Source organism: Enterobacter sp. BRE11 (assembly GCF_031844285.1).
GTDB lineage: Bacteria > Pseudomonadota > Gammaproteobacteria > Enterobacterales > Enterobacteriaceae > Pantoea.
In genome coordinates this window covers 151894-165582 of sequence record NZ_JAUZUX010000012.1, presented here as the reverse complement: position 1 = coordinate 165582, position 13689 = coordinate 151894, and the positions used below count along the sequence as shown (strand labels likewise).

Genomic DNA, 13689 nt, shown 5'->3' with positions numbered 1-13689 from the left:
AATACAGTGTGCTGATATGGCTCAGTTGGTAGAGCGCACCCTTGGTAAGGGTGAGGTCCCCAGTTCGACTCTGGGTATCAGCACCAGTTACATAAGAGTTCGGCGAATAAAGAATTTGCCTGGCGGCTTTAGCGCGGCGGTCCCACCTGACCCCATGCCGAACTCAGAAGTGAAACGCCGTAGCGCCGATGGTAGTGTGGGGTCTCCCCATGCGAGAGTAGGGAACTGCCAGGCATCAAACAAGAAAAAGCCCTTTGCATATGCAAAGGGCTTTTTTCTTTTCTGCGCTTTACCTTTTCTATCCATAAAACACCCCGGAACCTGTCCGGGGCATTGAAGCTGTGCTCAGCGTTAATGGATAACCTGCGATAAAAACGCGCGTGTACGTTCAGATGTCGGATTTGAGAAGAAGGTTTCCGGCGGCGCCATCTCCACGATCTCACCGCGATCCATAAAGATCACGCGATCGGCCACGGTGCGGGCAAAACCCATCTCATGGGTAACGCACAGCATCGTCATGCCGTCTTCCGCCAGCGCAATCATGGTATCCAGCACCTCTTTAACCATCTCAGGATCCAGCGCTGAGGTTGGCTCATCGAACAACATGATTTTCGGCTTCATGCAGAGCGAACGCGCAATCGCCACGCGCTGCTGCTGTCCGCCAGAGAGCTGGCCCGGAAACTTATGCGCATGCTCGGCGATGCGTACGCGCTCCAGGTAGTGCATTGCCAGCGCTTCAGCCTCTTTTTTCGAGGTCTTACGCACCCAGATGGGTGCCAGCGTGCAGTTCTGCAGCACCGTCAGATGCGGAAAAAGATTGAAGTGCTGAAACACCATGCCTACTTCGGTCCGCACGCGTTCAATGTTGCGTACATCATCATTTAAATGGATACCGTCAACCACAATGCGTCCTTGCTGATGTTCTTCCAGATGGTTAATGCAGCGGATCGTTGTAGACTTACCGGAACCGGAAGGGCCGCACAGCACGATGCGCTCGCGCGGCTTCACCTGCAGGTTAATATCCTTCAGCACATGAAACTGCCCATACCATTTATTTACGTTTTCGAGCGAAATCATCAAAGCTGAATCGTGATGCAAATGTTGTGTCATGGAAAACCTCAATGCGATTTACGCCCGGTGTGAAAGCGCTTCTCCAGATGCTGGCTATAGCGCGACATGCTAAAACAGAAAATCCAGTAAACCAGCGCGGCAAAAACATAGCCTTCGGTCGACATCCCCAGCCAGGCGGGATCGACGGTAGCCTGCTGCACGCTGCTGAACAGATCGAAAAGGCCGATAATGATCACCAGACTGGTATCTTTGAACAGCGCAATAATGGTATTTACCAGGCCAGGGATCGTGAGCTTCAGCGCCTGCGGTAAAATCACCAGCATCTGCGTTTTCCAGTAACCGAGGGCCAGCGACTCCGCCGCTTCATACTGACCTTTCGGCAGCGCCTGCAAACCGCCGCGCACCACTTCGGCGACGTAAGCCGACTGGAACAAAATCACCCCGACCAGCGCGCGCACCAGCTTATCGATGCTGGTGCCTTCCGACATAAACAGCGGCAGCATCACCGACGACATAAACAGCACGGTAATCAGCGGCACGCCGCGCCAGAACTCGATAAAAATGATCGAGAGCGTACGTACGACCGGCATACGCGAGCGACGTCCCAGCGCCAGCAGAATGCCCAGCGGCAGCGCGCCGGCGATGCCGACTGCAGCGATAATCAGCGTTAATGTCAGTCCGCCCCACTGGCGCGTTTCTACGTGTTCCAGGCCAAAGAGGCCGCCATACATCAGCAGCCAGACGGTGAGGGGATAGATCACCGCCCAGCAGGCGATATAGCGACCGCGATGCGGCAGGGATTTCACAAACATCGGGACAATCGAGGCGATGCCCAGCACCAGTGCCAGGTTAATACGCCAGCGCAGCTCATGCGGATAGAGCCCATACATAAACTGGCCGAAGCGCGCATGAATAAACACCCAGCATGCACCCTCTTTGGTGCAGTCGGAGCGCGTCTCGCCAATCCAGTTCGCCTGGAATACCAGCCACTCCAGCGCGGGTGGGATAACCTCCCACATCAGCCAAAGGCAAAACAGCGTAAGCAGCGTATTTAAACCGCTGGAGAAGAGATTTTTTCGCGCCCAGGCCCAGGCGCGGCTCAGCGGCGTGGCGTCGGCCGGCGAGGTTTCGTGTGTGGTAACAGACATCGTCATCCCGTTCTCTTAGCGCTCAACCAGCGCAATTTTGCGGTTATAGATATTCATCAACAGCGAAATCACCAGGCTAATCACCAGATAGACGCCCATGGTGATAGCGATAGTTTCGATCGCCTGGCCGGTTTGATTCAGTACCGTACCGGCAAACAGCGACACCATATCGGGGTAGCCGATCGCGGCTGCCAGCGAAGAGTTTTTCACGATGTTGAGATATTGACTGGTTAGCGGCGGAATAATGACGCGCATCGCCTGTGGGATAATCACCTGACGCAGCGTCACCGGATTAGGCAGCCCCAGCGAGCGAGCGGCTTCATGCTGGCCGTGCGGCACGGACTGAATACCGGCGCGGATGATTTCGGCGATAAACGATGAGGTGTAAACAGAGAGCGCCAGAGTCAGTGCCGCCAGCTCCGGAATCATGACGAAGCCGCCGCGGAAGTTAAAGCCGCGCAGCGTCGGCACGTCCCAGTGCGTGGCGGCGCCGAAGCCCAGATGCGCCACCACGGGGAACAGCACAAACATGGCGAGAGCGGCGGGCCAGGTACGACGCAGCTGGCCGGTTTTGAGCTGATATTTGCGATGATAGCGGAACAGCGCATAGCTGCCTGCGGCCGCTAATGCCAGCGCAACGATAAAAGGCCCGGATCCTGGCGCATACTGCGGCCAGGGCACATAGAGTCCGCGGTTGCTGATAAAGGCGAGATCGAACGCGCTTAACGCCTGTCGCGGGCCGGGAAGATTGCGCAGCACCGCAAAGTACCAGAAGAAGATTTGCAGCAGCGGCGGAATATTGCGAAAGGTCTCGATATAGATAGTCGAGAGCTTGCGCAGCAGCCAGTTATCCGACAGGCGCGCCAGGCCAATGAAAAATCCCAGCAGCGACGCGAAAACGATGCAGAGCGCAGAAACCAGCAGAGTATTGGTCAGGCCTACCAGAAACACGCGTGCGTAGGTGTCACCTTCGGTGTAGTCGATAAGATGCTGAACGATACCGAAACCGGCGCTGCGCTCAAGAAAGCCGAATCCTGACGTAATGCCGCGGCTGGCAAGATTGATAATCGTATTGTGGATCAGATAACCCACTACGATAACCACCGCAACAATGGCGAAAATCTGGTAAAGCCAGGCGCGAACCGCGGGATTACCGAATGAAATGTCCCTTTTCACGCGTGGGCGTTGTGACATGTTGAAACCTCAGAGACAAAGCACAGGCAGGACGCCGCGCAATGCGGCGTCCCGTTAACATGGGTAATTAGCGGACCGGCGGGGCGTACTGAATGCCGCCCTGATTCCACAGCGCGTTCTGGCCGCGCGCAATCTTCAGCGCGCTCTCTTTGCCCACGTTGCGGTCAAACACTTCCTGATAGTTGCCGACTTGCTTGATGATATTATAGGCCCACTTGTTGTCGAGCTTCAGGTCTTTGCCGAAGTCACCTTCCGCGCCCAGGAGGTGGGCCATATCCGGCGTAGTCGGTTTGGCGGTCATCTGATCGACGTTCTTCGAGTTGATGCCCATCTCTTCCGCGTTCAGCATGGCGTAGAGCGACCACTTCACAATGGTGAACCAGTCATCGTCGCCGCGCCGCACGACCGGGCCCAGCGGCTCTTTCGAGATCACTTCCGGCAGTACGATAAATTCGTCCGGCTTGCCGAGTTTGATACGCAGCGCGTAGAGCTGCGACTGATCGGACGCCAGGGTATCGCAGCGACCGCTGTCGAGCGCTTTGGCGGATTCGTCAGAGCGATCGAAGGTCACCGGGGTATACTGCATTTTGTTGGCTTTGAAGAAGTCCGCCACGTTAAGCTCTGTATCGGTGCCCGCCTGAATGCAGACCGTGGCCCCGTCCAGCTCTTTCGCGCTCTTCAGACCCGCCTTCTGGTGAGTTAAAAAGCCGATGCCGTCATAGTAGTTCACGCCAGCAAACAGGAAGCCCATGCCGCCGTCACGCGAAGAAGTCCAGGTGGTGTTGCGCGACAGGATATCCACTTCGCCTGACTGCAGCGCGGTAAAACGTTCTTTCGCGGTCAGCGGCGTATATTTCACTTTGCTGGCGTCGCCGAAAATGGCGGCGGCTGTCGCACGGCAGACGTCAACGTCAATGCCGGAGAATTTGCCGCTGGCGTCAGCATAGGAGAAGCCCGGCAGACCATCGCTGATACCGCACTGCACAAAACCTTTCTTCTTAATCGCATCCAGCGTGGTGCCAGCGTGCGCCTGCTGAGTAACCGCGAGAAGCGCAGCGGCGGCGACCAACGTAGAGAGCATCATCTTTTTCATAAAGCATCCTGTGTGGCGTAATTATTTTGTTATGTTTGATACGCACTCTTCAGCGCGTTATTACCTGTCTGTGGCGGTCAGCCACGCATAGCACTGCAAAGCCAGTGCCAGGTTTGCAGAAAGCTGAGTGGGCTGGAAAGATCTCTTATTAATCTGAACTATCAGGAAAGCAGCGTTACTATCGCGCACCAAAAGGAAGCAAAGCGAGTCGCCTCGATCACAATTAGTGCAAATAGTTTCACGATATAGACGCAATGTGAGCCAAAGCTCAGGAAAGAATGTATGCGAAGGATGAGTTACGTTTTTCGGCAATGAAGATCACTGAGCGGCCGTCAGCGCTGGCGCTGCGGGGAAACAAGCGAGGAAAAGTGGAGGCGCGTCAGAGAGGATTGGGAATCAATGCGCAGGTAATTTTCACTGGCGCAATTGCAACTAAGGTTACCATTTGCGAGCGAGTTGTTTCATCTCTTCAGCCTTATTGTGAAAGGCTGCGCCAATAAAAACGCCAGCACTCAGGCTGGCGTCATTTACCGCATCAACTAAAAATCAGTTCATGCCGTATTTTTTCAGTTTCTTACGCAGAGTACCACGGTTGATACCCATCATCAGCGCAGCACGGGTCTGGTTGCCACGGGTATACTGCATCACCATGTCCAACAGGGGCTGCTCGACTTCAGCCAGTACCAGCTCATAGAGGTCATTAACATCCTGACCGTTCAGTTGAGCAAAATAGTTCTTCAGTGCCTGTTTAACCGAATCACGCAGAGGCTTTTGCGTCACCTGATCCTGTGAGTTAACGGTAGAAACGGTCAGTACGTCAGAATTTACGCGTTGTTCGAACATAGTTCTTTCAGCTCTTTATTTCGTTTACGCAAGATTTTCGAAGTATGCCTCCAACGCCTCCAGCTGTTCGCTGGCATCCTCTATGGCGTTGAATGTGCGCCGAAACTGGTCATTAGGGGCATGCTCCTGCAAATACCAGGAGACGTGCTTTCGCGATATACGGTATCCCTTGCCTGGACCATAAAAGTCGTGCAGCTCACGTATATGCGCAACGAGCATACGCTTCACCTCTGCCAGCGGCAGCGGCGCAAGCAGCTCCCCAGTGTCCAGATAATGCTGGATTTCCCGGAAGATCCACGGTCTTCCCTGAGCCGCGCGGCCTATCATCAGGGCATCTGCCCCCGTATAGTCAAGCACAGCTCTGGCTTTATGCGGGTCAGTTATGTCGCCATTCGCAATAACAGGAATGGTGACACTCTGCTTAACTGTCCGAATGCTGTCGTATTCAGCTTCCCCGTTGAACAGGCAGGCACGAGTGCGTCCATGTATCGTCAGGGCCTGAATGCCACAGCGTTCAGCCAATTGGGCAATCTCTACACAGTTACGGTTTTCCGTATCCCAGCCGGTGCGAATCTTCAGCGTAACGGGCACATCCACTGCGTTAACCACGGCGGTGAGAATAGATTTCACCAGCTCGGGATACTGCAGCAGCGCTGAACCTGCCATCTTACGATTCACTTTTTTGGCCGGGCAACCCATGTTGATATCGATGATTTGCGCGCCGGACGCCACGTTAATACGCGCGGCCGCCGCCATATCATCGGGATCGCAACCTGCTATCTGCACGGCGCGAACGCCGGGCTCATCACTGTGCACCATACGCAAACGGGATTTGTCACTGGCCCAGACTTCAGGGTTAGATGACAGCATCTCGGAGACCGCCATACCGGCGCCGTTCTCAAAACAGAGTGTGCGGAACGGCCTGTCGGTAATCCCGGCCATCGGCGCAGCAATGAGTCGATTACGTAGCTGGTGGTGTCCAATGCGCATGAAGAAGAAGTGACCGTAACTGTTCGCAAGGCGGCGTATATTACGCATTTTTTACTGAAGATGAAAGGCCAAACTTTGAACAATTCGCCGTAAATATCGGGACAAAGCCGGTTAAACAGCAGTCAATTTTTTAAATTTATATAAAAATCAATCAATTAAAAAAATACGCTGAAATTGTGAACAAAAATTTTTCTCAAAACATGGCGTAAATCACAATATAAAAAGCGCCACATCAGGGAATTAACCAGAGATATGACGCCCACATGGTGTTTTATTGCGCCATTTGATTGCGGCCTGAACGTAATTAACAGGCTGGCTGGCGCCTGGTTTAGCCCTAAAAAAGCAGGCCAGCATAACCGACCTGCCATCTTATTAGCGCCGCACGCCGGTAATGCGGCACCACTCCTCTTTTTCCGCCACTGAATCGAGCGCGAAGCGATCGGCATAGGCCTCGCAAACGCCCTCTGCCTGGCTGGCCAGCACGCCGGAAAGACCCAAGTAACCGCCCGCTTTCGGCAGCACACCAATCAGCGGCGCCAGCTCGCGCAGCGGACCGGCGAGAATATTGGCGACCACGACGTCGGCCTGCAGGTTCTCAGGCTGTTGATGCGGCAGGTAGAGCGACAGGCGATCGGCGACGCCGTTACGCTCTGCGTTATCGCGGCTGGCCTGGATCGCCTGCGGATCGATATCGATGCCGAGCGCCTGTGCTGCGCCCAGCTTCAGCGCGGCAATCGCCAGAATGCCGGAGCCGCAGCCGAAATCGATCACCGTTTTGCCCGCCAGATCCAGGCCGTCCAGCCAGGTGAGACAGAGCGATGTAGTGGGGTGCGTGCCGGTGCCGAACGCCAGGCCCGGATCGAGCATGACGTTAACGGCGTCAGGATCCGGGACGTCGCGCCAGCTTGGGCAGATCCAGAGGCGCTCGCCGAAGCGCATTGGATGAAAGTTATCCATCCACTCGCGCTCCCAGTCTTTATCCTCGATCTGTTCGATCTTATGGCGAAAGCCGGATCCCAGCAGCGGATGCTGGCTTAGCTCTGCAACCACATCCTCCATCTCCGTTTCCGCGTCGAACAGGCCAATCACGTCGGTATCGCCCCACAGGCGCGTTTCACCCGGCAGCGGCTCGTAAACCGGATTATCGTGCGTATCCTGAAAGGTCACAGAGACCGCGCCGCTCTCCATCAGCGCATCGCTGAGGGGTTCGGCGTGCTCGCCTGTACTGTTAATTTTGATTTGAATCCATGGCATAGCGTTTCTCTTTATTCCAGCGCGGCATCAGGCGCGCGGCCAAACAGATTACCGACCAGAAAAGCCAGCAGGCTTATGGTCAATGACGGAACAATAGGGTGAAAGCCACCCCATTGAATATTGAGGCTGGCAAGCAGCGTGTAGCTTCCGGCGCCCGCCAGCATGGCGGAGATCGCGCCAGCGGCATTGGCACGCGACCAGTAAAGGCCGAGCACCAGCGGCCAGAGGAAAACGGCTTCCAGACCGCCGAAGGCCAGCAGATTGAGCCAGATAATCATATCTGGCGGATTCCATGCCGCCAGCAGCAGCAGCGCGCCCAACAGGAAGGTAATGGTGCCGGATAGCAGGCGCAGACGCGCTTCATTTTCACTCTGCTGCGGCGCGATGCGCAGATAGAGATCTTTGATCAGGGTTGCGGAGGACTGCAGTAGCTGCGCGTTGATGGTCGACATGATCGCCGCCATCGGCGCGGCGAGAAACACACCCGCTGCCATTGGGGGCAGCACGGTGATCATCAGCGTCGGGATGACGCGATCGGGAATAGTGAGATCCGGGAGGATCACCCGGCCGAGCGCGCCAGCCAGATGCATGCCGAGCATCAGTATCACTACCACGATGGTGCCGAGAATAATGCCGCGATGCATCGCTTTGCTGTCTTTATACGAGATGCAGCGCACGGCGGTGTGCGGCAGGCCGATAACGCCGAAACAGACCAGCACCGCAAAGGAGCTGAGGAAAGTCGGGTTGATGACGTTGTCGACGCCTTCCGGCGACACCAGTTGCGGATCGATAGCGCGCAGTTTGGTCACCGCCGTGTCGAACCCGCCTGCCTGGTGAACTACGGCGAACAGCAGCAGAAAGGTGCCTACCAGCATCACCAGGCCCTGCATGGCGTCGTTGAGCACGCTGGCGCGGAAGCCGCCGAAGGCGGTGTAGAGCGCGATAGTGCCGCCGAAAATCAGCAGGCCGGTATCGTAAGGAATGCCCGCCGCGGTTTCCAGCAGGCGCGCGCCGCCGATAAACTGCACCGTCATCGCGCCGATAAAGGCGACCAGCAGGCTGATGCTTGCCAGCCAGATCAGCAGGGTGCTGCCGTAGCGAGCATAAAGCATATCGTTCAGCGTTACCGCGTTATAGCGGCGCGCCAGAATAGCGAACTTCTTTCCTAACACGCCGAGCGACAGCCAGACCGCCGGCACCTGAATCATCGCCAGCAGCACCCAGCCGAGTCCATATTTATAGGCTGCGCCGGGTCCGCCGATAAACGAACTGGCGCTGATATAGGTGGTGGTGATGGTCATCGCCAGCACAAAACCGCCCATGGAGCGGCTGCCGAGAAAATATTCAGTGAGAAAACTGCCCTGGCGCTGCTTGCGCATGGCAAACACCGACAGCCCGGCGATGAGTACCAGGTAAGCCAGCAGCGGAAGAATGATTTCAGTTTCCATCGTTATCCTCTAACGGCATATCGCGGAACACCAGGCGTACCATCAGCCAGCACAGCACGATAAACAGCAGCGGGGCAAACACGCAGGAGAGTTCAAACCAGCGCGGCAGGCCGGTCAAACCCGCCTCATCGCCACCCAGCCACGCGGAGAGACCCCAGACGGCCAGATAGGCGAGCGTCAGGTAGAGCGCCCAGCGCGCCTCTTTATTCGCTTGCAGAAAACGCCAGTCCATTATGCAACCTCTACGGCGACAAAAATGAAAAAGGCCGGTATCACCGGCCTGGTCTTGTTGACAAGATGCCAACCTGGGCGCTGTCAGCAGTCTGTAAACTCCTGCATCGCCCTTGCTGTTGCGCTTACTTATCGTACAGTCCGAGTTTCTTTTCCAGATAGTGGATGTTGGTACCACCCTGCTGGAAGTATTCGTCGGACATAATGCGCATCTGCAGCTCAATGTTGGTCTTGATGCCGTCGATGATCAGCTCCGCCAGCGCATTTTTCATGCGGGCGATTGCCACGTCGCGGGTTTCGCCATAGCAGATCAGCTTGCCGATCATGGAATCATAGTACGGCGGCACGCTGTAGCCAGCGTAAATATGCGACTCCCAACGCACGCCAAAACCACCCGGCGCGTGGAAACGGGTAATTTTGCCCGGGCTCGGCAGGAAGGTATTAGGATCTTCCGCGTTGATACGGCACTCGACCGCATGACCGCGAATGATCACATCTTCCTGCTTGATAGAGAGCGGCTGACCGGCAGCGATGCGCAGTTGCTCTTTGATCAGATCCACGCCGGTGATCATCTCGGTAACCGGATGCTCAACCTGAATACGGGTGTTCATCTCGATAAAGTAGAACTCGCCGTTTTCATACAGGAACTCGAAGGTGCCTGCGCCGCGGTAGCCGATTTCGATACAGGCGTTGGAGCAGCGCTCGCCGATATAGCGACGCAGTTCCGGCGTAATGCCCGGCGCGGGCGCCTCTTCGACCACTTTCTGGTGGCGACGCTGCATAGAGCAGTCGCGCTCGGCCAGATAGATGGCGTTGCCCTGGCCGTCAGCCAGTACCTGAATTTCGATATGGCGCGGGTTCTCGAGATACTTCTCCATGTAAACCATGTCGTTGTTGAAAGCCGCTTTGGCTTCCGCTTTCGTCATGTTGATGGACTGCTCGAGCTCTTTATCGCTGCGCACGACGCGCATGCCGCGACCGCCGCCGCCGCCTGACGCCTTGATGATGACCGGATAACCGATGCGCTTAGCAATGGCACGGTTTTTCTCCATGTCGTCGCCCAGCGAGCCGTCGGAACCCGGAACGGTCGGCACGCCCGCTTTTTTCATGGCGGTAATGGCGGAAACTTTATCGCCCATCAGGCGGATGGTATCCGCTTTCGGGCCGATAAAGATAAAGCCGGAACGCTCAACCTGCTCGGCGAAATCGGCGTTCTCGGAGAGGAAGCCGTAGCCGGGATGGATGGCGACCGCGCCGGTAATCTCGGCAGCGGAGATGAGCGCCGGGATGTTGAGATAGCTTTTAACCGACTGCGCCGGGCCGATGCAGACGGTTTCGTCCGCCAGCAGCACGTGTTTCAGATCGCGGTCCGCGGTGGAGTGCACCGCCACGGTCTTGATGCCTAGCTCTTTACAGGCGCGGAGAATACGCAGCGCGATTTCACCGCGGTTAGCAATGACAATTTTATCCAGCATGGTGCGCCTCGTTATTCGATGACGACCAGCGGCTCGTCAAATTCAACCGGCTGGCCGCTTTCGACCAGAATGGCTTTCACGACGCCAGATTTATCGGCTTCGATCTGGTTCATCATCTTCATCGCTTCAACGATGCAGAGGGTGTCGCCAGCGTTCACTTTCTGTCCGATTTCAACAAAGGCCTTCGCATCCGGGCTCGGGGTGCGATAGAAGGTGCCGACCATCGGCGAACGCACGATATGGCCGCTGATTTCAGCAGGCTTGGCGGACTCAACTGCTGGCGCGGCGATCGGCGCGACAGCGTTAGCTAACGCAGGCTGCGGAGCGGGCGCGGCGTAAGCCTGCTGCATAACGGGATAACCCACATTGGCAGGTGCACGGCTGATACGAACGGACTCTTCGCCCTCAGAAATTTCCAGCTCAGCGATGCCAGATTCTTCAACCAGTTCGATCAGTTTTTTAATTTTACGAATATCCATGAGTGTGGTTCCGTACTCTGTTTAATTGGAGTGAGACAGGCGTTTTACTGCCGTTTGTAAAGCCCATGAGTAGCCGTCGGCGCCTAAACCGCAAATGACGCCGGCGGATACGTCGGAAAGATAGGAGTGATGGCGGAAAGGTTCACGCGCGTGCACGTTTGAGAGGTGCACCTCGATAAAAGGAATGCTTACCGCCAGAAGGGCATCGCGCAATGCTACGCTGGTGTGCGTAAATGCAGCGGGATTAATGATAATGTAATCCACATTGCCTCTGGCCTCATGAATGCGATCGATCAGCTGATATTCCGCATTGGACTGCAAATGGCTCAGTTCCACATCGAGCTGGTCCGCCTGTGCGGCTAAATCGCTGACGATCTGCTGCAGCGTAGCGCGACCATACTTTTCCGGCTCACGCGTGCCCAACAAATTAAGGTTGGGACCGTTCAAAAGCAGAATGTGAAATTTATGCGCCATCGTGCTGCCATCTCCCGCAATCATTGAGGCATCGCGTAAAATACCTTGCTATCTTCCGTTTGTCACCCGTCGCGCCCAAAAAGAGGACGCCGCGCGCAACAAAGCCGGGCATTATATCCGTTTCGGGGCAATTCGCAGCAAAATACTGGTCTTATCTGCGAAGTTGATCCAGCGTGGCCCGAAGGCCACACCTTTTATCAGAAATAACGGGGAGAAGACAACTTAGCGCGGCAACCACTGACGAAACTTTTTGTAACGCCACGCTAACAACGCCAGCGCGCCCAGCGCATAGAGCAGCGGCTGAGGTGAGAGCACCTTTACCGACCAGAGATAGTGCACCGGCGCGAGGATCGCCGCCAGATAGATAAAGTTATGCAGCGTTTGCCAGCGGCGGCCGAGTCTGCGCTGGGCGCGCTGGAACGACGTCGCTGCGAGCGCCAGTAGAATCAGCCAGGTCAGGATGCCCAGCGTAAGGTAGGGGCGCGTGACCAGCTCGCGGCCCAGCAGTCCCAGATTGTCGACGCCCAGCTCCAGCAGGTAGTAACTCAGCAGGTGCAGAGAGGCCCAGACAAAAGTCCAGACGCCGAGCAGGCGACGAGTGCGGATGAGCAGCGGCTGTTTCGCGTAGCGCGTCAGCGGCGATACCAGCAGCGTGCCCAGCAGCAGCTTCAGCGCCATTCTGCCGGTGAAGTGCTGAATATCCTTCGCCGGGTCAGCGCTCAGCCAGCCCTGGTTCGCTGCCATAAAGAGATAAACCAGCGGCAGAAACGCCGCCAGATGCAGCACCGCCTTTAGCCAGACGATCTGTTTTAGCGTCAGACGCACTCAGTAGTTCTCCCGCAAATCGAGCCCGCGATAAAGCGAGGCCACCTCGTCGGCATAGCCATTAAACAGTAGCGTCGGCTGACGCTTCACGCTGAGCGTGCCGCCGGGGCCGATAAAGCGTTCCGTCGCCTGCGACCAGCGCGGATGGTCGACGTGCGGATTAACATTGGCGTAAAAACCATATTCGTTGGCCGCGATCTGGTTCCAGGTTGTCGGCGGACGATCCCGCGTCAGGGTAATCTTGACGATCGACTTAATGCCTTTAAAACCATATTTCCACGGCACGGTCAGGCGAATCGGCGCGCCATTCTGCGGCGGCAGCGCTTTGCCGTACACGCCAGTGCTGAGCAGGGTTAGCGGATGCATCGCCTCGTCAAGGCGCAGCCCTTCTACGTAGGGATAGTCCAGCCCGCCGCCGATAAAACGATCTTTCTGGCCAGGCATCTGATCCGGGGCATAAAGCGTCTGAAACGCGACGAAGCGCGCATGGCTGTTGGGCTCCGCCAGCTTCAGCAGCTTGTTGAGCTCGAAACCGACCCAGGGCACCACCATCGACCAGGCCTCGACGCAGCGCATGCGGTAGATTCGCTGCTCCATCGCGAACTTTTTGAAAATATCATCCATATTCAGCGTGATCGGCTTTGCCACTTCGCCGTCGATGGTCAGTTGCCAGGGATCGGTTTTCAGGGTGCCGGCATTGGCAGCGGGGTCCGCCTTATCAAGGCCGAATTCATAGAAGTTGTTATAGCCGGCAACCTTATCTTCTGGCGTCAGCGTCAGGCTGGCCTGATACTTTTCCGGCTTGCTGAAGGTCAGCGGGTGTCCGGCTGGCGCGGCAGGGCGATCGTTGCCCTTGAACCAGCTCAGTACATCCGCCTGCGCGATGCCGGGCATGCCGAGCGCCGCAGCGCTCAGGCCGAGGGTTTTCAGCACCTGCCGGCGCCGCATATTAAAGATGCTTTCCGGCGTCACGTCGGCTTCAGTCAGATATTTTGTGGGTTTCATTGCTCACCTCCCGGCTCGAGTATCTCTTCCAGCATGATGACTATTGCCGATCGCCGCGACTTTCGCCGCTAAAATATGAAATTTCCTGGCACCACGCGCCGATGAGAATGCGCCGAAAAGCTGAACAACACGGGCTAACCGTTGTCTGGTACGGATATA

Annotated in this window: 15 protein-coding genes, 1 tRNA gene and 1 rRNA gene; 3 read left to right on the top strand and 14 right to left on the bottom strand. The window is 56.3% G+C overall.

Features of this window, described 5'->3' with window-relative positions; genetic code table 11:
* The first annotated feature begins 10 nt into the window (after positions 1-10).
* Positions 11-86, top strand: a tRNA-Thr gene (locus tag Q9R34_RS14745).
* 32 nt (positions 87-118) lie between these two features.
* A 5S ribosomal RNA gene (gene rrf, locus Q9R34_RS14740) occupies positions 119-234 on the top strand.
* A gap of 117 nt (positions 235-351) precedes the next feature.
* Here the strand turns inward: rrf and Q9R34_RS14735 are convergent.
* The 4 genes from Q9R34_RS14735 to Q9R34_RS14720 form a co-directional block, all read right to left on the bottom strand.
* Positions 352-1110 carry an amino acid ABC transporter ATP-binding protein gene (locus tag Q9R34_RS14735; protein WP_485894644.1) on the bottom strand — a complete coding sequence of 253 codons (759 nt, stop codon included), beginning with the start codon at positions 1108-1110 and terminating at the stop codon, positions 352-354.
* Positions 1111-1118: 8 nt separating this feature from the next.
* Complete coding sequence (locus Q9R34_RS14730; RefSeq protein WP_485894642.1) at positions 1119-2219, bottom strand: amino acid ABC transporter permease; 1101 nt, start codon at positions 2217-2219, stop codon at positions 1119-1121.
* 15 nt (positions 2220-2234) lie between these two features.
* The gene (locus tag Q9R34_RS14725; protein ID WP_485894640.1) at positions 2235-3413 is read right to left on the bottom strand and encodes an amino acid ABC transporter permease; all 1179 of its coding nucleotides are present in this window, start codon (positions 3411-3413) and stop codon (positions 2235-2237) included.
* Between the two features lie 67 nt (positions 3414-3480).
* A complete protein-coding gene (locus Q9R34_RS14720) occupies positions 3481-4506 on the bottom strand; it encodes an amino acid ABC transporter substrate-binding protein (protein WP_434127013.1) in 1026 nt (341 codons plus the stop codon).
* Positions 4507-4784: 278 nt separating this feature from the next.
* Between Q9R34_RS14720 and Q9R34_RS14715 the strand changes: the two genes are divergently transcribed.
* Positions 4785-5006 (top strand): hypothetical protein, encoded by a 222-nt coding sequence (locus Q9R34_RS14715; protein ID WP_485894638.1) that lies wholly within the window; start codon positions 4785-4787, stop codon positions 5004-5006.
* A gap of 46 nt (positions 5007-5052) precedes the next feature.
* On the opposite strand, the gene fis is transcribed toward Q9R34_RS14715, so the two are convergent.
* The 10 genes from fis to msrP all read right to left on the bottom strand — a co-directional run bounded on the left by fis (position 5053) and on the right by msrP (position 13530).
* Entirely contained in the window at positions 5053-5349 is a 297-nt protein-coding gene (gene fis, locus Q9R34_RS14710) for a DNA-binding transcriptional regulator Fis (RefSeq protein WP_000462905.1), read from the bottom strand.
* 24 nt (positions 5350-5373) lie between these two features.
* Positions 5374-6339, bottom strand: coding sequence for a tRNA dihydrouridine synthase DusB (gene dusB / locus Q9R34_RS14705; protein WP_033754748.1), 966 nt, complete (start codon positions 6337-6339; stop codon positions 5374-5376).
* 372 nt (positions 6340-6711) lie between these two features.
* Positions 6712-7593, bottom strand: coding sequence for a 50S ribosomal protein L11 methyltransferase (gene prmA, locus Q9R34_RS14700; protein WP_485894611.1), 882 nt, complete (start codon positions 7591-7593; stop codon positions 6712-6714).
* Between the two features lie 11 nt (positions 7594-7604).
* Entirely contained in the window at positions 7605-9041 is a 1437-nt protein-coding gene (panF, locus tag Q9R34_RS14695) for a sodium/pantothenate symporter (protein WP_485894609.1), read from the bottom strand.
* The gene (locus tag Q9R34_RS14690; protein ID WP_434127016.1) at positions 9031-9273 is read right to left on the bottom strand and encodes a YhdT family protein; all 243 of its coding nucleotides are present in this window, start codon (positions 9271-9273) and stop codon (positions 9031-9033) included. The genes panF and Q9R34_RS14690 overlap by 11 nt, the downstream gene beginning before the upstream one ends.
* Before the next feature lie 124 nt (positions 9274-9397).
* On the bottom strand, positions 9398-10747 hold the full coding sequence (gene accC / locus Q9R34_RS14685; protein WP_033792381.1) for an acetyl-CoA carboxylase biotin carboxylase subunit: 1350 nt from the start codon (positions 10745-10747) through the stop codon (positions 9398-9400).
* A gap of 11 nt (positions 10748-10758) precedes the next feature.
* A complete protein-coding gene (accB, locus tag Q9R34_RS14680; RefSeq protein WP_434127017.1) occupies positions 10759-11226 on the bottom strand; it encodes an acetyl-CoA carboxylase biotin carboxyl carrier protein in 468 nt (155 codons plus the stop codon).
* Positions 11227-11247: 21 nt separating this feature from the next.
* On the bottom strand, positions 11248-11700 hold the full coding sequence (gene aroQ, locus Q9R34_RS14675) for a type II 3-dehydroquinate dehydratase (protein WP_033755287.1): 453 nt from the start codon (positions 11698-11700) through the stop codon (positions 11248-11250).
* Positions 11701-11922: 222 nt separating this feature from the next.
* Entirely contained in the window at positions 11923-12525 is a 603-nt protein-coding gene (gene msrQ, locus Q9R34_RS14670) for a protein-methionine-sulfoxide reductase heme-binding subunit MsrQ (protein WP_434127018.1), read from the bottom strand.
* Positions 12526-13530 (bottom strand): protein-methionine-sulfoxide reductase catalytic subunit MsrP, encoded by a 1005-nt coding sequence (gene msrP, locus Q9R34_RS14665; protein WP_485894605.1) that lies wholly within the window; start codon positions 13528-13530, stop codon positions 12526-12528.
* Positions 13531-13689 lie beyond the last annotated feature (159 nt).